At 71.7% G+C, this 20,108-nt stretch carries 21 protein-coding genes and 1 pseudogene; 13 read left to right on the top strand and 9 right to left on the bottom strand.

Going from position 1 to position 20,108, the window contains the following annotated elements; genetic code table 11:
- Positions 1-65: 65 nt before the first annotated feature.
- A pseudogene (locus HEP85_RS03765) lies at positions 66-260 on the top strand (DUF664 domain-containing protein); the annotation flags it as partial.
- Positions 261-270: 10 nt separating this feature from the next.
- Here the strand turns inward: HEP85_RS03765 and HEP85_RS03760 are convergent.
- The gene (locus tag HEP85_RS03760; RefSeq protein WP_168526178.1) at positions 271-1,050 is read right to left on the bottom strand and encodes a class I SAM-dependent methyltransferase; all 780 of its coding nucleotides are present in this window, start codon (positions 1,048-1,050) and stop codon (positions 271-273) included.
- 261 nt (positions 1,051-1,311) lie between these two features.
- Between HEP85_RS03760 and HEP85_RS03755 the strand changes: the two genes are divergently transcribed.
- A complete protein-coding gene (locus HEP85_RS03755; protein WP_168526176.1) occupies positions 1,312-1,797 on the top strand; it encodes a RodZ family helix-turn-helix domain-containing protein in 486 nt (161 codons plus the stop codon).
- Between the two features lie 29 nt (positions 1,798-1,826).
- On the opposite strand, the gene HEP85_RS03750 is transcribed toward HEP85_RS03755, so the two are convergent.
- The 3 genes from HEP85_RS03750 to HEP85_RS03740 all read right to left on the bottom strand — a co-directional run bounded on the left by HEP85_RS03750 (position 1,827) and on the right by HEP85_RS03740 (position 4,380).
- Positions 1,827-2,429, bottom strand: a complete 603-nt coding sequence (locus HEP85_RS03750; RefSeq protein WP_168526174.1) for a ClpP family protease — start codon at positions 2,427-2,429, stop codon at positions 1,827-1,829.
- Position 2,430: 1 nt separating this feature from the next.
- Positions 2,431-3,084 carry an ATP-dependent Clp protease proteolytic subunit gene (locus tag HEP85_RS03745; protein WP_168526172.1) on the bottom strand — a complete coding sequence of 218 codons (654 nt, stop codon included), beginning with the start codon at positions 3,082-3,084 and terminating at the stop codon, positions 2,431-2,433.
- Between the two features lie 69 nt (positions 3,085-3,153).
- Positions 3,154-4,380 carry an epoxide hydrolase family protein gene (locus HEP85_RS03740; protein WP_168526170.1) on the bottom strand — a complete coding sequence of 409 codons (1,227 nt, stop codon included), beginning with the start codon at positions 4,378-4,380 and terminating at the stop codon, positions 3,154-3,156.
- A gap of 242 nt (positions 4,381-4,622) precedes the next feature.
- Here HEP85_RS03740 and HEP85_RS03735 point away from each other — a divergent pair, with 242 nt between their 5' ends.
- Both HEP85_RS03735 and HEP85_RS03730 read left to right on the top strand, forming a co-directional pair.
- A complete protein-coding gene (locus HEP85_RS03735; protein ID WP_365219475.1) occupies positions 4,623-5,105 on the top strand; it encodes a VOC family protein in 483 nt (160 codons plus the stop codon).
- 160 nt (positions 5,106-5,265) lie between these two features.
- On the top strand, positions 5,266-5,661 hold the full coding sequence (locus HEP85_RS03730; protein WP_168526169.1) for a nitroreductase/quinone reductase family protein: 396 nt from the start codon (positions 5,266-5,268) through the stop codon (positions 5,659-5,661).
- An 83-nt stretch (positions 5,662-5,744) separates the two neighbouring features.
- On the opposite strand, the gene HEP85_RS03725 is transcribed toward HEP85_RS03730, so the two are convergent.
- Positions 5,745-6,761: a zinc-binding alcohol dehydrogenase family protein gene (locus HEP85_RS03725; RefSeq protein WP_369658105.1), complete on the bottom strand. Its 1,017-nt coding sequence runs from the start codon at positions 6,759-6,761 to the stop codon at positions 5,745-5,747.
- A 164-nt stretch (positions 6,762-6,925) separates the two neighbouring features.
- Between HEP85_RS03725 and HEP85_RS03720 the strand changes: the two genes are divergently transcribed.
- A complete protein-coding gene (locus HEP85_RS03720; RefSeq protein WP_168526166.1) occupies positions 6,926-7,723 on the top strand; it encodes a VOC family protein in 798 nt (265 codons plus the stop codon).
- Positions 7,724-7,833: 110 nt separating this feature from the next.
- On the top strand, positions 7,834-8,283 hold the full coding sequence (locus HEP85_RS03715) for a hypothetical protein (protein ID WP_211117819.1): 450 nt from the start codon (positions 7,834-7,836) through the stop codon (positions 8,281-8,283).
- Positions 8,284-8,327: 44 nt separating this feature from the next.
- Here the strand turns inward: HEP85_RS03715 and HEP85_RS03710 are convergent, their stop codons facing one another.
- Positions 8,328-9,152, bottom strand: a complete 825-nt coding sequence (locus HEP85_RS03710) for a LysR family transcriptional regulator (protein ID WP_168526164.1) — start codon at positions 9,150-9,152, stop codon at positions 8,328-8,330.
- 147 nt (positions 9,153-9,299) lie between these two features.
- Between HEP85_RS03710 and HEP85_RS03705 the strand changes: the two genes are divergently transcribed.
- The 4 genes from HEP85_RS03705 to HEP85_RS03690 all read left to right on the top strand — a co-directional run bounded on the left by HEP85_RS03705 (position 9,300) and on the right by HEP85_RS03690 (position 13,796).
- Positions 9,300-10,019 carry an SDR family oxidoreductase gene (locus tag HEP85_RS03705; protein WP_329285076.1) on the top strand — a complete coding sequence of 240 codons (720 nt, stop codon included), beginning with the start codon at positions 9,300-9,302 and terminating at the stop codon, positions 10,017-10,019.
- 756 nt (positions 10,020-10,775) lie between these two features.
- A complete protein-coding gene (locus HEP85_RS03700) occupies positions 10,776-11,663 on the top strand; it encodes a glycoside hydrolase family 19 protein (protein WP_168526162.1) in 888 nt (295 codons plus the stop codon).
- Positions 11,664-12,031: 368 nt separating this feature from the next.
- Positions 12,032-13,048, top strand: a complete 1,017-nt coding sequence (locus HEP85_RS03695; RefSeq protein ID WP_168526160.1) for a helix-turn-helix transcriptional regulator — start codon at positions 12,032-12,034, stop codon at positions 13,046-13,048.
- Between the two features lie 19 nt (positions 13,049-13,067).
- A complete protein-coding gene (locus HEP85_RS03690; protein ID WP_168526158.1) occupies positions 13,068-13,796 on the top strand; it encodes a ribonuclease H in 729 nt (242 codons plus the stop codon).
- A gap of 276 nt (positions 13,797-14,072) precedes the next feature.
- Here HEP85_RS03690 and HEP85_RS03685 read toward each other — a convergent pair whose 3' ends face one another.
- Together HEP85_RS03685 and HEP85_RS03680 are read right to left on the bottom strand one after the other, a co-directional pair.
- Complete coding sequence (locus HEP85_RS03685; protein ID WP_168526156.1) at positions 14,073-14,897, bottom strand: tyrosinase family protein; 825 nt, start codon at positions 14,895-14,897, stop codon at positions 14,073-14,075.
- A gap of 84 nt (positions 14,898-14,981) precedes the next feature.
- Positions 14,982-15,353 (bottom strand): tyrosinase family oxidase copper chaperone, encoded by a 372-nt coding sequence (locus HEP85_RS03680; protein WP_168526154.1) that lies wholly within the window; start codon positions 15,351-15,353, stop codon positions 14,982-14,984.
- Between the two features lie 347 nt (positions 15,354-15,700).
- On the opposite strand from HEP85_RS03680, the gene HEP85_RS03675 reads away from it, so the two are divergent.
- The 3 genes from HEP85_RS03675 to HEP85_RS03665 all read left to right on the top strand — a co-directional run bounded on the left by HEP85_RS03675 (position 15,701) and on the right by HEP85_RS03665 (position 19,046).
- Positions 15,701-16,903: an FAD-dependent monooxygenase gene (locus HEP85_RS03675; protein WP_211117817.1), complete on the top strand. Its 1,203-nt coding sequence runs from the start codon at positions 15,701-15,703 to the stop codon at positions 16,901-16,903.
- Positions 16,904-17,004: 101 nt separating this feature from the next.
- Positions 17,005-18,450, top strand: a complete 1,446-nt coding sequence (locus HEP85_RS03670; protein ID WP_168526152.1) for an MFS transporter — start codon at positions 17,005-17,007, stop codon at positions 18,448-18,450.
- Positions 18,447-19,046, top strand: a complete 600-nt coding sequence (locus HEP85_RS03665) for a TetR family transcriptional regulator (protein WP_168526149.1) — start codon at positions 18,447-18,449, stop codon at positions 19,044-19,046. The genes HEP85_RS03670 and HEP85_RS03665 overlap by 4 nt, the downstream gene beginning before the upstream one ends.
- Before the next feature lie 73 nt (positions 19,047-19,119).
- Here the strand turns inward: HEP85_RS03665 and HEP85_RS03660 are convergent, their stop codons facing one another.
- Positions 19,120-19,746: an alpha-ketoglutarate-dependent dioxygenase AlkB gene (locus HEP85_RS03660; RefSeq protein ID WP_168526147.1), complete on the bottom strand. Its 627-nt coding sequence runs from the start codon at positions 19,744-19,746 to the stop codon at positions 19,120-19,122.
- Between the last annotated feature and the right edge of the window lie 362 nt (positions 19,747-20,108).

The raw sequence follows: 20,108 nt of genomic DNA, 5'->3' as shown, positions 1-20,108 counted from the left end.
GGTGGCGGACGCCTGGTCGGCGGGGCGATGCTCTCGGGTATGGCAGACACCTCCTCCGCCGGGTGATGGCCGGTCAGGACGTGCCCCGGCACTACCGGTCCGAGCACGACCCGAACGGCGACTTCGACGTCACCGGGGCGAACGGCGACGAACCGATCCCGCTCCGCGAGGTGCTGGTGCACATGATCGAGGAGTACGCCCGGCACAACGGCCACGCGGACTTCCTGCGCGAGCGGATCGACGGCAGGGTCGGCCAGTGAGCGCCCCCGGTCAGCGGTCGCCGTCCGACGCCCGCCGCGTCAGCAGGAGTTCGTGCAGGTATCGCTTGGTGACCGATCCCGCGTGGCGCGTCTCGATCAGTTCCTCCACGCACCCCAGCAGACCCCGGCGCGCGGGCGCGTCCAGCGCGCGGTGCCCGGAGTAGGTCAGCAGGACGTCGATGTACTCCCGCGTCGAGTAGGTGATCTCCTGTGCGAAGCGGTACGAGGTGACCCGGCCCCACCGCTCCAGCTCACCCGTGTCCGTGGCGACGTCCGCCTCGTCCGACGCCCGCAGTCCGGGCGGGGTGGCCGGGTCCCAGCGCTCGTAGCACGCCTGGACCCGGGCGAAGAAGTCGGTGCTGCCGCCCGCGACATGGTGCGTGGTGACCAGGGCGAGGACTCCGTCCGGGCCGAGCGCCCGCGCCGCCTTGACCACCCGCACCGCCGGGTCGATCCAGTGGAACGCGGTGGCACACACCACGACGTCGAACGGATCGCGCGGCAGCGGCCACCGCTCGAACTCCGCCACCTCCACCCGCGCCCGGGGGAAGCCGCGCAGGTTGCGCCGGGCCACCGCCGCCAGCGCGGGTCCCAGCTCCACGGCCGTCACATCGCAACCCAGCCGCGCCAGCGGAACGGTGAGCTGCCCCGTGCCCGGCCCGATCTCCAGGACGCGGACACCCGGCCCGAGGCCCACCCGCCCGGCCAGCTCGTCCACCAGCGCCGTGGGATAGCGGGGGCGGGCCCGGTCGTACAGCTCCGCCGCCTCGTCGAACGTGTCCCGCAGCACCGTCGCCCACCTCCACCGGTCCGGCGTCCAGCCTAAGGCGCGTCCCCGTCCTCCCCGGTGGGCGGACGGCGACGGCTACGGCACGCCCACGAGCTCTTCGAGCAGGGGGACCCCCACGCCCCGCCGTCGGATCGGTCGCATCCGACGCCGCGCGCTGATCCACCGGGGACCACGGGACGGCCCTTGACCACAGGGTCCGATTCCCCCGAGAGCGGAATGCCGATCCCTTCCCCCGCGGCCAGGTGCTCCTACGCTGAAAGGGTGAGCAACCAAGCGCCGAACCAAGCACGCAACGACGCCCGTGTCATCCCGTTGCGCCCGGCCGCCGCGCCGGATCCGGCCATCCGTCGGCCGCCGGGGTCCGCGGTCCCCGCGGGCCACACGCCGCGGCGGACCCTCCCGGACCTCGCGCCCCGGCGGACGCCACCCGCCTCCGGGCGCGGGGAGCCGCTCTGGCGCGACCTCGTGGGTGACGTCCTGCGCCGGGAGCGGCTGGCGCAGGAGCGCACGCTCAAGGACGTGGCCGACGCGGCCCGGATCTCGATGCCGTACCTCTCCGAGCTGGAGCGCGGCCGCAAGGAGGCTTCGTCGGAAGTCCTCGCGGCCGCCGCGCGCGCCCTCGGCCTCGGCCTCACCGACCTGCTCTCGCTGGCGCAGGACGAACTGACCCGTCTCGCCCAGGTGCGCTCGGACCGCCGCCGCACCCCGTCCTCCCCGCGTCACGACGGCATGTGCCTGGCCGCCTGACACGCGACAGCCGCTCGCGGCGGGCCGGTTCAGACCGTCGCGAGCCGTCGGCTCAGCACCTCGTCGGCCATTCCGTACGCCACCGCCTCCCGCGCCGTGAGGACCTTGTCGCGGTCCATGTCCGCGCGCAGCACCGTGACGTCGTGGTGCGTGTGCCGGGACAGGACCTCCTCGACCTGGGAGCGGATCCGGAGCATCTCCTTGGCCTGGAGGGCGAGATCGGAGACGGTGCCCTGGCGGCCACCGCTCGCGGGCTGGCCGAGCAGCACCCGCGCGTGCTCCAGTACGAACCGCCGCCCCGGATCGCCTCCGGCCAGCAGCACCGCCGCCGTCGACGCCGCCTGCCCGACGCAGAAGGTCGAGATGGGCGCCTGGACGAATGTCATCGTGTCGTAGATCGCCATGAGCGAAGTGACCGAACCACCCGGCGAGTTGATGTAGAGGGCGATCTCGCTCTCCGGGCTCGACGACTCCAGATGGAGGAGCTGGGCGATGACGACATTGGCGACCCCGTCGTCGATCTCGGTGCCGAGGAAGATGATCCGCTCCGAGAGCAGCCGGCTGAAGACGTCGTAGGACCGCTCGCCCTGCGGGGTGCGCTCGACGACGTTCGGAATCGTGTACGTACCCATGTCAGAGCCCCATCCGTCGTCGTGACGCGGCCGGGCGGACGTCGTCGAGCGACTCCACGACCCGGTCCACCATGCCGTACTCCCGGGCCTGTTCGGCCGTGAACCAGCGGTCACGGTCACCGTCCCGGGAGATCGTCTCCTCGCTCTGGCCGGTGTGTGCCGCGGTGATCCGCTCGATCGCGCTCTTCGTGAACTCCAGGTTCTGTGCCTGGATCTCGATGTCGGCGGTGCTGCCCCCGATGCCCGCCGAGGGCTGGTGCATCATGATCCGCGCGTTGGGGAGCGCGTAGCGCTTGCCGTGCGTGCCCACACTGAGCAGGAACTGCCCCATGCTCGCGGCGAACCCCATGACAAGCGTCGACACGTCGTTCGGGACCAGCCGCATGGTGTCGTAGATCGCGAGGCCCGCGGTCACCGACCCGCCCGGACTGTTGATGTACAGGCTGATGTCGGTGCGCGGGTCCTCCGCGGACAGGACGAGCAACTGGGCGCAGACCCGGTTCGCGGAGACCTCGTCGACCTGGGTGCCGAGGAGGACGATCCGCTGGGCGAGCAGTTGCGCGGCCAGATGGTCGTCGAAGCGTGTCGGCGGGGTCTCGCCCTCCTCGGCGCGCGGCCGGTGGGACGGGCCCCAGCCGTTGACGAATGCGGTCATCGGTCCTCCTCGTGGTGGTGCGGCGGGCAGTGCCGCGATCTCCACCATCGGACCGAAGTCCCGCCCGGGTCAGCTTTCTCGGCCCCTGGCAGATTCGCTGTGGGCAGAGGCGCGCAGCGACCTGAAGAAGGCCCGTACGTCGTCGGCCAGGAGCCCCGGCTGCTCGGCCGCGGCGAAATGGCCGCCCCGGTCGAACTCCGTCCACCGCACGATGTTGTTCGTGCGCTCCGCGATGTGCCGCAGCGGTACGAAGGGTTCGTGCGGGAAGACCGCCAGCGCGGTCGGCGCGGTCGAGACGCCGGGCTGGGCACCCTGGTAGTCCGCGTGCGCCCGCTCGTAGTAGATGCGGGCCGAGGACCCGGCCGTGCCGGTGAGCCAGTACAGCATCACGTTCGTCAGCATCAGGTCCCGGTCGACGGCTTCCTCCGGGCGGTCCTCGGCATCCGTCCACTGCCTGAACTTCTCGACGATCCACGCGAGTTGACCGACCGGGGAGTCCGTGAGCGCGTAGCCGAGGGTCTGCGGCCGGGTCGACTGGAGCTCGGCGTACCCGGCTTCGTCCCGCCGCCACTCCTGGGTCCGCCGCCACGAGGTCAGGGCGCGCTCGCGCTCCTCGGGGCTCAGCGCGGCCAGTTCACCGTCGCTCGGTTCGGTCTGCGCGGACGAACCGGGCAGCAGATTCAGGTGGACGCCGATGAGCCGCTCGGGGAAGGCCCGGCCCAGCTCACGGGAGATGGCGCCGCCCCAGTCCCCGCCCTGGGCACCGAAACGCGGGTGGCCGAGCCGCGTCATCAGCTCGGCGAACGCGGCGGCCACCCGCCGGAACTCCCAGCCGGTGTCCCGGGTCGGCCCGGAGAGTCCGAAACCGGGAATGCTCGGCACGACCAGATGGAACGCGTCGGCCGGATCGCCGCCGTGCGCGCGCGGATCGGTCAACGGGCCGACGACGTCGGTGAACTCGACGATCGAGCCCGGCCAGCCGTGCGTCATGATCAGCGGGGTCGCCGAGGGTTCCGGCGAGCGGATGTACGCGAAGTGGACCCGCGCACCGTCGATCTCCGTCGTGAACTGCGGCCATGTGTTCAGCCGGTCCTGCGCCGCCCGCCAGTCATAGGTGTGCCGCCAGTACCGTACGAGCTCCCGCAGGTACTCCCGGGGCACGCCGTACGCCCAGCCGACCCCCGGCAGTTCGTCGGGCCAGCGGATGTGGTCGAGGCGTCGGTGCAGGTCGTCGAGGTCGCTCTGCGGGAAGTCGACGGTGAACGGTTCGATGCGGGGGGCGTCCGAAGAGGTCATGTCCGCGCATGCTAACGCCGGGCCGCCCGCCCACGCCGCTGGATTTCGCCCGGCGTGGCGCGGCTCCCGAGACCGCGACCGAGACCGCGGCGGCGACCGTGACGCCACCGTACGGGCGACACGGTCGGTGCGTGTCCGACGGGTTCTCGGCCCGGTGGCCGGTAGGTGCGTGCCACCGATGAGTTTTGCGGCGACGATCGGTCTGCACAGGTGACCGATGTTCCCCGTCCGAGGAGGTACGCATGTCCGCCGAGGGTTTCACCACCTGTCTGTGGTTCGACGGCCAGGCCGAGGAGGCCGCCCACTACTACGTATCGATCTTCAAGAACTCCCGGCTCGGCAGGGTCGGCCGCTACACGGAGGCCGGCCCCGGGCCGGCCGGCACCGTGCTGGCGGCCGAGTTCGTGGCCAACGGGCAGCGGTTCGTCGCGCTGAACGGGGGCCCGCAGTTCACGTTCGACGAGGCGATCTCGTTCCAGATCCACTGCGACGACCAGGAGGAGGTCGACCACTACTGGAAGAAGTTCGCCGACGACGGCGGCGAGGCCGGACCCTGTGGCTGGATCAAGGACAAGTACGGCCTGTCCTGGCAGGTCGTCCCGTCCCGGCTCATCGACCTGATCAGCGATCCGGACCCGGAGAAGGCCGCCCGCACGACCCAGGCGATGCTGCGGATGTCCAAGCTGGACATCGTCGCCCTGGAGAAGGCGTACGCGGGGGAGTAGCGCCTCGTGCTCCAACGACCTTGCCGGGCCCCCCCGTTGAGCACCGTGGACGCGCGCGGCCTCGTCGACCGCCTGGTCGGCACCGAACTCGCCGAGCGGTCGTGAGACGGTTGCCCGACCACCCGGACCGGTGACGGGTACCGAACGGAAGAGGTCTCGCATGTCCCGCTACCCCGAGCTGAAGTACCGGACGGTCACGGCGTTCCAGCGGCGGATCGGCAATCCGCTGCTGCGGCGGCTGCCCGTCCAGACCCTGCTGGAGACCACGGGGCGCGCCTCGGGGCTGCCGCGCCGGACACCGGTCGGCGGCCGCCTGACGGGGCGGGAGTTCTGGTTCGTCAGCGAGTACGGCGAGCGGTCGCAGTACGTGCGGAACATCAAGGCGGACCCACGGGTGCGGATCCGGGTCAGGGGCCGGTGGTACGCCGGCATCGCCCACCTGATGCCGCAGGACGACGCCCGTGCGCGCCTCAGGAGTCTGCCCCGGTTCAACAGCGTGGCGGTGCGCGCGATGGGCGCGGGACTGATGACGGTACGGGTCGACGTCACCGGCTGAGGCCGGGTGGACGCGTCCGGGGGAGGGCGCCGGAACGCGGCCGGCCCGCATGTCCGGTGGCGGAATGCGGCCGGCGCGCATGCTCAGTGGCGCGGCGGCAGGTCGTTCACCAGTACGGCCGCCCCGTCGAAGCGGCCCGCCTTGAGGTCCCGCAGGGCCCGCTGTGCCTCGGACAGCGGGTAGGTGTGCGTCGTGGCACGGACCCGGTGCCGGACCGCGAGCTCAAGGAAGCCGCGCCCGTCCTCGCGCGTGTTGGAGGTGACGCTGCGCAGCTCCTTCTCGTAGAACAGCTCGCTCTCGTAGCGCAGCGGCGGGGTGTCGCTCAGATGGATCCCGGCGACCGCCAGGACCCCGCCCCGGTCGAGCGCGCGCAGGGCGACCGGGACCAGGCCGCCGACCGGCGCGAACAGGATCGCGCCGTCCAGCGGCTCGGGCGGCTCGTCGTACGCGCCCCGGGCGGAGGCGGCCCCGAGTGCGAGGGCGAGCCGCCGGGCTGCGGGGTCACGGGTCAGCACGTGCACGGTGGCGCCCTGCGCGAGGGCCACCTGAGCGCACAGGTGGGCGCTCCCGCCGAAGCCGTAGAGTCCGAGCCGCCCGCCCGGCGGCAGCGCGGTCCGCAGCAGAGCGCGGTGGCCGATGATGCCCGCGCACAGCAGCGGTGCCGACGCGACGTCGTCCAGGCCGTCGGGCAGCCGGTACGCGAAGGCCGCCGGCACGGTCGTGTACTCCGCGTAGCCGCCGTCGGCGTCCCAGCCGGTGTACTCCGAGGCCGGGCAGAGATTCTCGGCCCCTCGCGCGCAGTACGCGCAGATGCCGTCCGTACGGCGCAGCCAGGCGACGCCCACCCGGTCGCCGGCCGCGAAGCCGCGTACGTCCTCGCCCGCCGTCGCGACCACGCCCACGACCTCGTGGCCCGGTGTCACGTGCGGCCGGCGCACCGGCAGGTCGCCCTCGCTGACGTGCAGGTCCGTGCGGCACACCCCGCAGGCCCGGACGTGCACGAGGAGCTCGTCGGACCGGGGCACCGGCACCGGCCGTTCCACGAAGCGCAGCGGTTCCCGCTCGATCGGCCCGGGGCGGGCCACTTCCCACGCGTGCATCATCCCGTGTTCCGTCCCCTCGACGACCACCCGAGCGCCCTCTCCAGTGTGGTCCACGCGGCGTCGGCCGGCGCGCGGCGGGCCCGGAGCCTGGCTAGCGTGGCAGGGCGACAGAGTGCGAAACGCGACCCCGGAACCCGCCGCACGAGGAAGAGTGGAACACCATGGCCGTAGAGCCCGAGGGAACGCCCTGCTGGGCGGACGCGATGTTCAGTGACGTCGAGGCAGCGAAGGTTTTCTACGGTGACGTGCTCGGCTGGACGTTCGGCGAGTCGTCCTCGGAGTACGGCAACTACACGCAGGCCTACGTGAACGGCAAGGCGGTGGCCGCCGTCGTCCCGCCGATGCCCGGCCAGGAGGGTCAGTCCGCCTGGTGCCTCTACCTCGCGTCGCCGGACGCGGACGCCACCGCCGCGAAGATCCGCTCGCACGGCGGCGAGGTCCTGATGGACCCGATGACGGTCGGCGACTTCGGTTCGATGCTGATCGCCCGTGACCCGGCCGGCGCGGTCTTCGGAGTGTGGCAGGCCGGCCGTCACGAGGGCTTCGAGGCGCGTGCCGTGCCCGGCGCCTACTGCTGGGCGGAGATCTTCACCCGCGAGCCGGAGCGGACGGACGCCTTCTTCCCGGCCGTCTTCGGCTACCACGCCAAGCAACTGGAGGATTCCGCGATCGACTTCAGGCTCTACGACCTCGGTCAGGACGCGGTCCTGGGCCGGATGAGGATGACGGACGACTTCCCGCCCGAGGTTCCGTCGTACGTCAACGTCTACTTCACGGTCGACGACTGCGACGCGGCGGTCGCGAAGGCGACCGAGCGCGGCGCGATCCTCCGCTTCGGTCCGATGACCAGCCCGTTCGGCCGGTTCGCCGCGCTGAGCGACCCACAGGGGGCGGCGTTCTCCGTGATCGACGTCAAGACGACCGAGGGCACGATGCCGACGGCGACCGAGGTGACCTGAGCCCGGACGGGCGCGGGAACCGGGGACGAGCCGCGCACGGGGTCGCCTCGTACGTCACCCTCGTACGTGACCGGCGGAACCGAAAATCCGCCTGCGCTGTCTGGGCAGGCATGGCAAGCCTTGTGTTCCTGTTCCTGGCCTTCGCGCCGATGCTGGCGCCCTGCGTGTTCGTGGCCGCCGCCGTGGCACTCGCCCGACGGGCCCACCAGCGGCTACCGGGCAGCGGGTGGCACCTGCCGAGCGCCTCGACGTGCGCGCTGGTCGCGCTGATGGCCGGCGCGGCGGTGTGCGGCGCGTACGCGTGGGGCGTGATGTCGGGCTTCTACATCCTGGACCCGGACCAGATGTGTGCGGCGAAGGGCGTACCGGGCGATCACGTCGTGACGCGGGAAGCGCTGCCGGTCAGTGCGCAGTGCGTGACGTCGGACGGCGTGGGGACCGAGCTGGTGCCGGGCTGGGTGAATCCCGTGATCTTCCTGGGGCTCACGCTGATACTGCTCGCCCTCGTGGCGGGAACCCTCGGGGGAGCGCGCCGGCGCCTCACTCCCGCGGTGAAGTGATCCATCGCGCGCATCGGCCCTCCCGAAGTACGGGATCCGCGCGCTCAGTCACCGGACGGAGAGGCCGCCGCGACCTCGGCGAACGCCGCGATCAGGGTTGAGCGGCGGCCGGACCTCCAGGCCAGCAGCACCTCGTCGGGCTCGGCGTCCGGTACGGGTACGTAGGTGATGTCCGGCCGTGAGTACTGCTCGGCGACCGAGTGCGGGACCAGCGTGATGCCGGTCCCCGCGGCGACGGACTCGAACTTCTCCTCGATGGTGCGGATCGGTACGTCCCCGGGCCGAGGGTCGGAGTAGCGCAGCCAGGTCTCGTCGTCGAGGTCGGCGAGGGCGAGTTCCTGCTTGCCGGCGAGCCGGTGGCCCTCCGGCAGCATCGCCACCCTGGGCTCGGCGTACAGCGGCAGCAGCGTCAGGCCCTCGTCCCGGATCGGCCGGCGGACGTAGGCCAGATCGACCGAACCCTCCAGGATCAGCTGTTCCTGGTCGTCCCATTCCACTCGGCGTGCCTTGACCTCCACCTCCGGGTGCCGGGCACCGAACGCACGCAGCGCCCGGGTGACGACGATCCCCGCGCGGAAGCCGACGACGAGACGGCGGGGGCCGCGGGAGGCCTGCTGGACGCGCTGCCGGGCGGCATCCGCGGACGCGAGCAACAGTCGCGCGTCATCGAGGAGTTGGGCTCCCGCCCGGGTCAACGACACCGCGTGGCTGTCCCGGACGAACAACTCGGTGCCCAAGTCCTTCTCCAGCGCCCGGATCTGACGGCTGAGCACGGGCTGGGAGATGTGCAGCCGCTCAGCGGCGCGTCCGAAGTGCAGCAGCTCCGCGACCGTCACGAAGTAGCGGACCTTGCGCAGGTCCAGGTCCATGGCCGTCCCTTCCGTCGTTCCCTTCGTCGTACGAGCCCGCCGACGGCGATGCCTCCAGGGTATCGCCGACACCGAAAGAGGTCTTGGACGGCCGCGGGGAGGTGGGCGCAGGCTGGAACACATCGGATCAACGTGAAGGGAAACGTCATGGACCTGCGAGGACAGCGCGTCGTCGTCATCGGCGGTACGGCCGGCATCGGGTTCGCGGTCGCCGCGGCGAGCGCGCGGGAAGGCGCCGCGGTGGTCGTCGCCTCGCGGCGGCAGGAGGGCGTGGACGCGGCACTGGAGCGGCTGCCGGACGGCGCCGAGGGGCACACCCTCGACGCCACCGACGAGGACGCGCTGCGCGCCTTCTTCGGGCGGGTCGGGGAGTTCGACCACCTCGTCTACACGGCCGGCGAATCCCTGCTGATGGGGAGCCTCGCGGAGGCGGACCTCGGGCGGGCCCGGCGCTTTCTGGACACGCGTCTGTGGGGCGCGTACGCGGCGGTGAAGTACGGCGCCGCCTCCGTCCGGCCCGGCGGTTCGGTGGTGCTGACCACGGGGACCGCGGGTCGGCGCCCCCTGCCTGGCACGAGCGTGGCGGCAAGTCTGTGCGGCGCGATGGAGTCGCTGACGCGGGCTCTCGCCCTGGAGCTGGCGCCGGTCCGGGTGAACGCGGTCTCGCCCGGAGTGGTCCGCACCGAGCTCTGGCGTGACCTCGCCGAAGAGGAACGGGACGGACTGTTCCGGTCCTCCGCCGAGTCCCTTCCGGTGGGCCGGGTGGGCACTCCGGAGGATGTCTCGGAGGCGTACCTGTACCTGATGCGCGGCGGCTACAGCACGGGGTCCGTCGTGGTCGTGGACGGGGGTGGCGTCCTGGTCTGAACCCTGCGCGGCCCGGCCGGGGACGGTCGGGCCGCGGGTGTGTGCCGCGGGTGTGGCTGCGGCTTCGTCCGGGGTGGCGACGGGGTGGGAAGGCGCTCGCTTCAGCACTATCCGGTGCGGAGGAAGCCCCGCTGGGACGGGCGGCCCAGGTCCAACGGGATGTCGGTACGACGGGGAAGACGGTCGAACGACATGGTCGGGACGCCGGCACCTCGGCCCGGACGCCGGCCGGGAGGGTGAAGACCTCCAGCGGCCGGCTCGCGGACGTGCGCGACGCATGGGCGCTCCCTGGAGCTCGACTGGGCGGTCCGTGCGAGCCGGCCACGCACGGATCGGTTCGCCGGTGATCAGTCCGGCCAGGCGCGTGGTGCCGGGCGATCCGATTGCTCCGCACGGCGGGGCGGGCGGCGTGCGCCGTGGATCCGGAGGGCGCGGCCGGAGCGGACCGCGGACGCGGATCGACGGCGCTCCGTGGCGGGCCCTTCCCGGAGACCGTGACGCCGCGCCCCGAAGGACTCGCACGCGGCACTTCGCGGACCTCCGCGCCAACTTCCGCGCAGCTCATGGCACTTCAGCGCCAACGTTGTCAGATCCGACTGGTCTACACCCTTGACTGGTACAGACCAAAGCGGTTGAGTGTGGCCCCACACCCCCACCGTGGCCGCCCCCGGATGCCGTGACCGACCCCCCTCGGCGCGCGCACAAGGCTCTGACCTTGCCTCCGGTGCGGCCTGGCACCGCAAAGGAACTGATCCTGTGTCGAAGCGCCGCCTCTCCGCCCTCCTGGCCGCGATCGTGGTCGGAACAGCCGCACCGGTACTGCTGCCCGCAGCCGGTGCCTCCGCCGCGTCCTGTTCGAGCTATCCGAACTGGGTGGCCGGCAAGTCGTACGTCACCGGCAACATCGTCCGCTACACCGACGGCAAGGCCTACATCGCCGAGCACGACAACCCGGGCTACGACCCCGTCATCAGCACCTGGTACTGGGAGCCCTACGCGTGTGACGGCGGCTCCACGAACCCCTCCGGCTTCGTCGTGAGCGAGGCGCAGTTCAACCAGATGTTCCCGAACCGGAACTCCTTCTACAGCTACAACGGCCTCAAGGCCGCCCTGAGCTCCTACCCGGGCTTCGCGAACAGCGGGAGCGACACGGTCAAGAAGCAGGAGGCCGCGGCCTTCCTCGCCAACGTCAACCACGAGACCGGCGGACTGGTCTACGTGGTGGAGCAGAACACCGCCAACTACCCGCACTACTGCGACTGGAGCCAGCCCTACGGCTGCCCGGCCGGCCAGTCCGCCTACTACGGCCGGGGGCCGATCCAGCTCAGCTGGAACTTCAACTACAAGGCGGCGGGCGATGCGTTGGGCATCGATCTGCTCAACAACCCCAACCTCGTCCAGACCGACTCCTCCGTCGCCTGGAAGACGGGACTCTGGTACTGGAACACGCAGTCGGGACCCGGCACGATGACGCCGCACAACGCGATGGTCAACAGTGCCGGATTCGGCCAGACCATCCGGAGCATCAACGGTTCCCTGGAGTGCGACGGCAGGAACCCCGCGCAGGTACAGAGCCGCGTGGACGCCTACCAGCGGTTCGTACAGATCCTGGGCACCTCGGCGGGCGCCAACCTCTACTGCTGACCGACACCCGCGGGACCGGCCGGCCGCCCTCGTTGACCACGTCGTCGCGGGCGCGGCCGGCCCACGGCATTCCGAGGTGACACCGCAGGTCAGCGACCGGGGTCACCTCTGGCGCGGCGCCGCCCGAACGGTTTCGAGGTCCGCCTCGCCCCCGCGCGGCCGTGACACTCGCTCACGCGCCGCGCGCTGGACGGCCGGCGTCGCGAGCCCCCCGGCCCGCCGCGGAGAGAATGACGCGTTCTCTCCGCGGCGGGCCGGTCCTCTTCGCCCCGGGGCAACCATGCGCATGCGGTATTCGTCCCCTCTTGTGGCTGTGGCACGTCCGGGCGGCCGAACCCCCCACAGGCATGGCGAGCGAGAGAGACCGCATGCTCCGTATTCACTTCACGTCGTACGACCTCCAGAACATCCGAGTGGCCCGTCAGCCCGACCCCCTCTGGGAACTGATGTGCAGCGTGTGCCGGCTGGAGACCGGCCAGGGATCACTCGAATTCGGACACTGGCGCCGCTCCGTCTCCCAGCGGTTCGCGGGTGACTCGGCCCTCGTCCGCGCGCTGCGCCCCTTACGGGCCCTGATTCCCTCGACCGGCTACATTCCGGACTTCCTCACCCCTCCGGTCACCGGTGGCGGACTGACCGCCGGCCTCGACCAACTGCTGCGCACCCCGCGCACGCAACTGGTCCGCGAGATGTCCCGGCTGGCCGAGTCCCGCCCGGTCCCGACCTGGGCCGGCTCACTGGGCCGCCCGGGCGGCGACGCGCTCAAGTCGCTCGCGAACGCCCTGGGCGTCTACTTCCGCGGGCTGCTGGAACCGCACTGGCCGCACATCCGCTCGGCGGTGGGCAACGATGTCGGGGTGCGCTCCCGTGCCCTGCTCGACGGCGGCACCCAGGCGCTGCTCGAGGGTCTGCGCCCCATGGCGCGCTGGAACGCGCCGGTGCTCGAGGTGAACTACCCCGTCGAGCGCGACCTGTATCTGGACGGCCGCGGACTGCTTCTCGTCCCCTCCTACTTCTGCTGGCGCCGGCCCACCGCCCTGGCGGACCCGGGTCTCGATCCCGTACTCGTCTACCCGGTGGCGAAGACACCCCTCGCCGTCGCGGACGGCACGGACGACGGGGTCGAACGCCTGCTGGGCCGCACCCGCGCCGCCGTCCTGACCGAGGTCGCCGGGCAGAGCGCCCGCACCACCTCCGAGGTGGCCGAGGCCGTGGGCATCGCGCTGCCCAGCGCCAGCTACCAGATCGGCGTACTGCGCGACGGGGGCCTCGTGGCCAGTCACCGCGACGGCAAGTACGTCCTGCACACGGCCACCCTGCTGGGCCTGCGGGTGCTCGGCACCAGCCCGCGGAGCCGGGCCCGGGAGCCGCGCCCCGTGCGGTGAGCGGCCCCCGGGGCGTGGCATGATCGGGGCCATGCTTGAACGCGTTGTGGCCGCCTGTGACGGGGCTTCGAAGGGAAACCCGGGACCGGCCGGATGGGCGTGGGTCGTCGCCGACGGCGAGGAGACGCCGACCCGCTGGGAGGCCGGTCCGCTGGGCAAGGCGACGAACAACGTCGCCGAACTCACCGCGCTGGAGCGCCTGTTGACGGCTGTGTCGCCGGAGGTCCCGCTCGAGATCCGGATGGACTCGCAGTACGCGATGAAGGCTGTCACCACATGGCTGCCCGGCTGGAAGCGCAAGGGATGGAAGACGGCCTCCGGCAAGCCGGTCGCCAACCAGGAACTCGTCGCGCGCATCGACGAACTCCTCGACGGCCGCACCGTGGAGTTCCGCTACGTCCCCGCCCACCAGGTCGACGGTGACCGGCTCAACGACTTCGCCGACCGTGCGGCGAGCCAGGCCGCGGTGGTCCAGCAGCCCGCGGGCAGCGACCTCGGCTCCCCGGAGCCTCCGGCGTCTCCCGACACCCCCGCCGCCTCGGGCGCCGTCCGCCGCAGCGCCACGGCCAAGACGCCCCGGCAGGGCACGGCGGCCGCGCGGCAGGGCGCGTCGGCCCGCACGATCAAGGCCAAGTTCCCCGGCCGCTGTGTCTGCGGCCGCTCGTACGCGGCGGGTGAGTCCATCGCCAAGAACGGTCAGGGCTGGGGACATCCCGAGTGCCGCACGTCCGAGACGAGCGACGTCTGATGCGCCCGTAGTACTCCAGGGCGCACGGCGACGCACCGACTGCCGAACCGGGCTGAAGCAGCCGAAAGCGGACTGAAACGGGTCAGGACGAAACGAATCGGTCAGGAATGAGCGGTGGTTGCGCGGCGCGCGAGACGGTCGTTGCGCCGGACGGCTGACGCGCGCGACGGGCGATGCGCGAGACGGGCGATGCGGTGGCCCCGCTGTGCGAGGGCCACCGCACCGTGCCCGGCGTCGGCAGGGGAGTGCCTCGGCCGGGAGTGCCGGTGTCTCGGTTCAGGCGACGTCGAACGTGTAGAACGCGGTGTGATCCAGCAGGTCCGAGGGCCGCACGTCGTTCCAGGGCTTCATCGTCTCGCCGAGGTCGACCACGTCGGCGGTACCGGAGAGCGGCAGGTATCCGGAGTCGGGGTGGCGGCGCTGCCAGTCGGCCCAGAGCTTGTCTATGTAGGCGTGGTGGAGCCAGAACACCGGGTCGTTGGGGGAGACGCCGGTGGCCATCTGCCCGCCGACCCAGACGTGCACCCGGTTGTGGAGGTTGACGCCGCGCCAGCCTTCGAGGTGGTTGCGGAAGCCGTCCGAGGAACTGTTCCACGGCGCCATGTCGTACGTGGCCATCCCGAGCACGGACTCCACCTCCGCACGGGTCGGCAGCTCCCGGACGCCGCTGCCGAGCGAGCGCCTCAGATACGTACGGCTGTCGACGCGCACGTTGATCGTCCAGTTGCCGGCGGCGGCCGCGAAGGGGCCGTCCATCACCCGGCCGTCCAGGCTGCGACCGGTGCCGCCGAGGAGGTCCGGGGCCCACAGGGAGGAGCGGGGCGAACGGTCGGTGCTCCAGTCCCAGTACGGCAGGGCGACCGAGGAGTCCACGGACTGCAGGGCGCGTTCGAACTCCAGCAGGAATCTGCGGTGCCAGGGCAGGAACGACGGCGAACGGTGGCCCGTCCGTTCACCGTTGTCCGTGTCGCCCATGATGAAGGCGTTGTGCGTGGTGACGAAGGCGTCGTACCGGCCACTGCGCTTGAGCTGGAGGAGCGCGTCGACGAAACGCCGCTTCTCGTCGGCGGAGAGGTTCGCCTGGTTCTTGCGTACGGTCATGTGCGGGACTCCACGGTCTGCTGTGCGGTGCTGACGTGCTGTTGGCGTCGCTGTTCGCGGGTGCGGGTGCGGGTGAGGGGGCGGTCAGTCGAGGGGGACGAGGGGTGCCCCTTGCAGCTCCACGACCGCGGCGCGGGCGGCGGCGCGCGGGGTGGCCACCGGGTCGTAGTGGCTGACGACGCTGATCCAGCTGCCGTCCGCGTTCTGCATCACGTGCAGTTCCATCCCGTCGACGAACACGCCGTAGCCGGCGCCGTGATGGTGACCGCCGCCACCGGCACGGCCTTCGATCCGGCGGCCCCGGTAGACCTCGTCGAAGGGTTCGGGTCCGTCGTGGTGGTGTCCGGCGGCAGGCACGGCGGCCGAGGCCGAAGTGGTGGTGAGCGCCTGGGCGCCGGTCGCGGCGGCGAGGGCGGCCGCGGCCCCGAGCGCACGGCGACGAGTGAGTTCCGGCATGCGGATTCCTCCTGGGGTCGGCTCTGTTGATGACCCGACATGCCTATCGGTTCGTAGGAGAGGGGGAGAAATCGCCGGATGTCGGTTGGCTGCGATCAGGACAATTGATGAGATGTCGTCCAAGGTTGAACGAAGATGATCTTGCTGTCGAGGCCTCCGGGATCGACCGGGAGCCGGAAATCCTCCTGCCGGTCCGTGCGCCGTCGGTGATCTTCCGGGACCGGTGCGTGCCGAGTGGTGCGGCTCACCCCCTCAAGCTGGCGTGAACCGTGAGGCCCGTGACTCCCGTCGACCCCTGCTACTCTTCGTGCCCAATTGACCGCTCTGTGTGACATTTGGGAGTACGCGTGAAGATCGCGTGCGTCGGCGGTGGACCGGCCGGCCTCTACTTCTCGATCCTGATGAAACGCCAGGACCCGTCCCACGACATCACCGTCCACGAACGCAACCCGGCCGGATCGACCTACGGCTGGGGGGTGACGTACTGGGCGGCCCTGCTCGACAAGCTCCACGAGGGCGACCCCGAGTCCGCGCGCGCCGTCCGGGCGAACTCGGTCCGCTGGAGCGACGGGGTCGCCCACATCGGCGGCGAGACGACGGTGCACCACGGCGACGAGGGGTTCGGCATCGGCCGCAGGCTGCTGCTCGACCTCCTCGCGGAACGCGCGCGATCCCTGGGGGTGCGCATCGAGTACGAGCACGGGATCACCGCGGACCGGATGCCCGAGGCCGATCTCGTCGTCGCCTGCGACGGAGTCAACAGCGCGCTGCGCGAGGCCCACGCCGGCCACTTCGGCAGCGACGTCACCCTCGGCCGCAACACCTACATCTGGCTCGGCACCACCAAGGTCTTCGACTCCTTCACCTTCGCCTTCGTGGAGACGGAGCACGGCTGGATCTGGTGCTACGCCTACCGGTTCGGCGAGGCCCTGAGCACCTGCGTCGTCGAGTGCTCACCGGAGACCTGGACCGGTCTCGGTCTCGACCGGACCGGCGAGGCCGACGGTCTCGCCCTGCTGGAGAAGATCTTCGCCGACCTCCTCGACGGACACGGCCTGATCGGGCGGGAGCACGCCGACGGCGGTGCGCAGTGGCTGAACTTCCGAACCCTGACGAACCGCACCTGGCATCGCGGCAACCTCGTCCTGCTCGGCGACGCCGCCCACACCACGCACTACTCGATCGGCGCAGGCACCACGCTCGCGCTGGAGGACGCCATCGCCCTGGCCGGAGCCCTGGGCGAGGAACGGGAACTGTCCACCGCCCTGACCCGGTACGAACAGGAACGCAAGTCCGCGCTCCTGTCGGTCCAGAGCGCCGCCCGGCACAGCGCCCAGTGGTACGAGAACCTGCCGCGGTACGTCCGCCTTCCGGCGGCCCAGATGTTCGCCCTGCTCGGCCAACGGCACTCCCCGCTGCTCCCGTACGTACCGCCGCAGCTGTACTACCGGATCGACCGGGCGGCCGGGCGACTGGAGGCGCTGCGCCGTTTCAAACGCTGGCTGGGACCGCGCGTGGCGCGCACGGTCCAGGCACGCGCGCGCCGGTAGCCGCCCGCGGGGAGGCGGGCGCGCGTTGAGTGAATAGTGATTCACCCATTAAGGTGAATTCCTATTCACCTCTTTTTCGCGCGTCTACTCCTGGAGTGTTCATGGCGGCACTGCGTGACCGGCTGACCGTGCCGGTCCTCGCGCTCGGCGGGAGCCTCATGGCCGTCATGCAGGTGGTCGTGGTGCCGCTGCTCCCCGACCTGCCGCGGCTGACGGGCGCGTCGGCGGGCGCGGTGTCCTGGATGGTGACGGCGACGCTGCTGACCGGAGCCGTCCTGAACCCCGTTCTGGGACGGGCCGGCGACATGTACGGCAAGAAGCGCGTCCTGCTGATCGCCCTCGCGATGATGACGGTCGGGTCGCTGATGTGCGCTCTGACGTCCGACATCCGGGTGCTCATCGTGGCGCGCGCCCTGCAGGGTGCCGCGGCCGCCGTCGTGCCGTTGTCGATCAGCCTCCTGAGGGACGAACTGCCGCCCGAGCGCACGGGTTCCGCGGTGGCGCTGATGAGCTCGACCGTGGGGATCGGCGCCGCCCTCGGGCTGCCGCTCGCCGCGATGGTGGTCCAGTACGCCAACTGGCATGTCATGTTCTGGGGGACGACCGTGATCGGCGCCCTCGGGACCGTGCTGGCCTGGTGGGCGGTGCGCGAGTCGCCCGTCCGTGAACCGGGCCGCTTCGACAGTCTCGGCGCGCTGGGTCTGGCCGTCGGGCTCACCTGCCTGCTGATGGGCGTGTCGCAGGGCGGCCAGTGGGGCTGGACCAGCCCCACGATCCTGGGCCTGTTCGCCGGCAGCGTCGGTGTCCTCGGCCTGTGGTGGACGCAGCAGCTGCGCGCCGAACGGCCGCTGGTCGACCTGAAGCTGGCCACCAGTCCCAAGGTCGCCCTGCCGCACATAGCGGCGCTCCTCACCGGATTCGCCTTCTACGCCAACTCCCTGGTGACGGCGCAGCTGGTGCAGGCGCCCAAGGCGACCGGTTACGGACTCGGTCTGTCCATCGTCGCGACGGGCGTGTGCCTGCTGCCCGGTGGGGTGACCATGCTGCTGCTCTCCCCGGTGTCCGCGCGCGTGTCGGCGGCCCGAGGCGCCCGGGTGACGCTGGCGATAGGGGCCGCGATCATCGCCTTCGGCTACGGCATCCGGATCCTCGACAGCCGCGACCTGTGGGTGGTCGTCCTCGGCTCCGCGGTCTGCGCGACGGGCACGACCTTCGCCTACTCCGCGCTGCCCACCCTGATCCTGCGGGCCGTCCCCGCTGCGCAGACCGCCTCCGCCAACGGCGTCAACGTGCTCATGCGCACCATCGGCCAGGCTGTGAGCAGTGCCGCGGTGGCCGCGATCCTCGTCCATCACACGAGCCTGATCGGCGGCGCCCCGATCCCGACCCTGCACGGCTATCTGCTGGCCTTCGCCATGGCCGGTACGGTCGCCCTGGTGGCCTGCGCCGCCTCCCTCGCCATCCCCGCGGACCCCCCGTCCCGGGGCACCCGGCGTGCCTCGGGCACCACGGAGGCGCCCCGGGACGGAGCACTGGAAGGAGCGTGAGCACCGTGTCCGTCCCGCCTCCCGGACCGGCGGCGGCCCCGAACGGCCTCCAGCGCCGTGACGCCGAGGCCACGAAGGCGGCGATCCTGCGCGCGGCCCGTCACCTCATGGCACGTCACGCGCACACGGACATCACGCTCAAGACGGTCGCGGACCGGGCCGGTGTGAGCGCGCCGTTGATCCTCAAGTACTTCGGGAACAAGGACGCGCTGTTCGCACGGGTGATGTCGTTCGAGACGGACGCGGCCGCCCTGCTGGACGCGCCGCTGGAGGACCTCGGCCCGCACATGGTCCGCCATCTGCTGGTCGGCCAGACCGAGCGGGGCGCCGACCCCGTCCTGCGGATCGTCTTCGCCCCGCTCCAGGGCGAACAGGGCGACATACTGCGCGCCAACTTCCGTACGCAGGTCAGCGATCGGCTGGCCGTACGTCTCGAGGGCCCCGACGCGGGCCTGCGCGCCGAACTCGCCGTCGCCACCCTGCTGGGACTCGGCGTGATGTACGGCATCGCGCGCGGTTCCCGGCTGCGGGCGACCGCGATCGAGGACATCGTCGAGCGGTACGGCCCGACGGTGCAGGCACTGCTGACGCCGTAAGCCTGTTGCCGGTCCGCCCGGCGCGCGCGGGACGCCACCGGTTGGGTGCGGGAGCGGGAGTGGACGCGCGGTCTCAGTTCACCCCGTGCGGGCGGAACTGGACGCTGATCCGTGGTCCGGCCGCGCGTGCCGTCTTGGGCACGGCGTGCTCCCAGGTCCGCTGGCAGGAGCCGCCCATCACGATGAGGTCGCCGTGGCCGAGGGGGCGGCGCACGGTGTCCCCGCCGCGGCGCGGGCGCAGCAGCAGGTCACGCGGGGCGCCCACGGAGAGGATCGCGACCATGGTGTCCTCCCGTGCGCCCCGGCCGATCCGGTCCCCGTGCCAGGCGACGCTGTCCCGGCCGTCCCGGTAGTAGCACAGGCCCGCGGTGGTGAACGGCTCGCCGAGCTCGTCGGCGTAGTGGGCCGACAGTGCGGCCCGCGCCTCGTCGAGGATCGGGTGGGGCAGCGCGTCGCCCGCCCCGTAGTACGAGAGCAGCCGCGGTACGTCCACCACGTGCTCGTACATCTGTCTCCGCTCCGCCCGCCACGGCACCTCGGCGACGAGCCGCTCGAAGAGCGCGTCGGCCCCGCCGAGCCACCCGGGCAGCAGGTCGATCCAGGCCCCGGCGCCCAGCGCGGTGCGGCGCGTCGCGTTCAGCGGAGCGAGGTGGAGCTCGTCGGTCTGGTCGAAGAGCGAGCCCTGGAGATGCGTGGACATGCGTCCAGCGTACTCCGTAATCGAATGTGCGTTCCATTCTGTCGGACCTGCGGCGGCGGCCGGGTCCTGACCTCGGTCCCGGTGGGGGCCGCGAGGACGGCTCACCCTGTGCCGCTCCTGTCGTCCCGCGCCGTCCGGGGAGGGCGCCGACCGTGCCCGCGCCGGGTCCGGTTCGCTCTTCTTGGCGGTGGCAGGCAACCTCGCCCGCGCCGACGTCGTCTTGATCGACGACGGGTAGGCGGCGCGCCGACCGTGGCGGGCCGGGGATTCACGGGTGGAGATCCGGCCCACTATGCGCTCCATGTATACATCGCGTGTATAGAGCGTGTGCATATGCGATGAGTGGAGTCGAGGCACCGCGC

Origin of the sequence: Streptomyces sp. RPA4-2 (assembly GCF_012273515.2) — a bacterium.
GTDB lineage: Bacteria > Actinomycetota > Actinomycetes > Streptomycetales > Streptomycetaceae > Streptomyces > Streptomyces kaempferi.
Note: the sequence above shows the minus strand (reverse complement) of the source record. Positions and strands in the feature narration are given on the sequence as shown.

Excerpts from the sequence above, each read along its gene's own strand:
- HEP85_RS03750 (WP_168526174.1), bottom strand. The coding sequence starts at position 2,429 with ATGGGTACGTACACGATTCCGAACGTCGTCGAGCGCACCCCGCAGGGC.
- HEP85_RS03745 (WP_168526172.1), bottom strand. The coding sequence starts at position 3,084 with ATGACCGCATTCGTCAACGGCTGGGGCCCGTCCCACCGGCCGCGCGCC.
- HEP85_RS03740 (WP_168526170.1), bottom strand. The coding sequence starts at position 4,380 with ATGACCTCTTCGGACGCCCCCCGCATCGAACCGTTCACCGTCGACTTC.
- HEP85_RS03735 (WP_365219475.1), top strand. The coding sequence starts at position 4,623 with ATGTCCGCCGAGGGTTTCACCACCTGTCTGTGGTTCGACGGCCAGGCC.
- HEP85_RS03730 (WP_168526169.1), top strand. The coding sequence starts at position 5,266 with ATGTCCCGCTACCCCGAGCTGAAGTACCGGACGGTCACGGCGTTCCAG.
- HEP85_RS03725 (WP_369658105.1), bottom strand. The coding sequence starts at position 6,761 with ATGCACGCGTGGGAAGTGGCCCGCCCCGGGCCGATCGAGCGGGAACCG.
- HEP85_RS03720 (WP_168526166.1), top strand. The coding sequence starts at position 6,926 with ATGGCCGTAGAGCCCGAGGGAACGCCCTGCTGGGCGGACGCGATGTTC.
- HEP85_RS03715 (WP_211117819.1), top strand. The coding sequence starts at position 7,834 with ATGGCAAGCCTTGTGTTCCTGTTCCTGGCCTTCGCGCCGATGCTGGCG.
- HEP85_RS03710 (WP_168526164.1), bottom strand. The coding sequence starts at position 9,152 with ATGGACCTGGACCTGCGCAAGGTCCGCTACTTCGTGACGGTCGCGGAG.
- HEP85_RS03705 (WP_329285076.1), top strand. The coding sequence starts at position 9,300 with ATGGACCTGCGAGGACAGCGCGTCGTCGTCATCGGCGGTACGGCCGGC.
- HEP85_RS03695 (WP_168526160.1), top strand. The coding sequence starts at position 12,032 with ATGCTCCGTATTCACTTCACGTCGTACGACCTCCAGAACATCCGAGTG.
- HEP85_RS03690 (WP_168526158.1), top strand. The coding sequence starts at position 13,068 with ATGATCGGGGCCATGCTTGAACGCGTTGTGGCCGCCTGTGACGGGGCT.
- HEP85_RS03685 (WP_168526156.1), bottom strand. The coding sequence starts at position 14,897 with ATGACCGTACGCAAGAACCAGGCGAACCTCTCCGCCGACGAGAAGCGG.
- HEP85_RS03680 (WP_168526154.1), bottom strand. The coding sequence starts at position 15,353 with ATGCCGGAACTCACTCGTCGCCGTGCGCTCGGGGCCGCGGCCGCCCTC.
- HEP85_RS03670 (WP_168526152.1), top strand. The coding sequence starts at position 17,005 with ATGGCGGCACTGCGTGACCGGCTGACCGTGCCGGTCCTCGCGCTCGGC.
- HEP85_RS03660 (WP_168526147.1), bottom strand. The coding sequence starts at position 19,746 with ATGTCCACGCATCTCCAGGGCTCGCTCTTCGACCAGACCGACGAGCTC.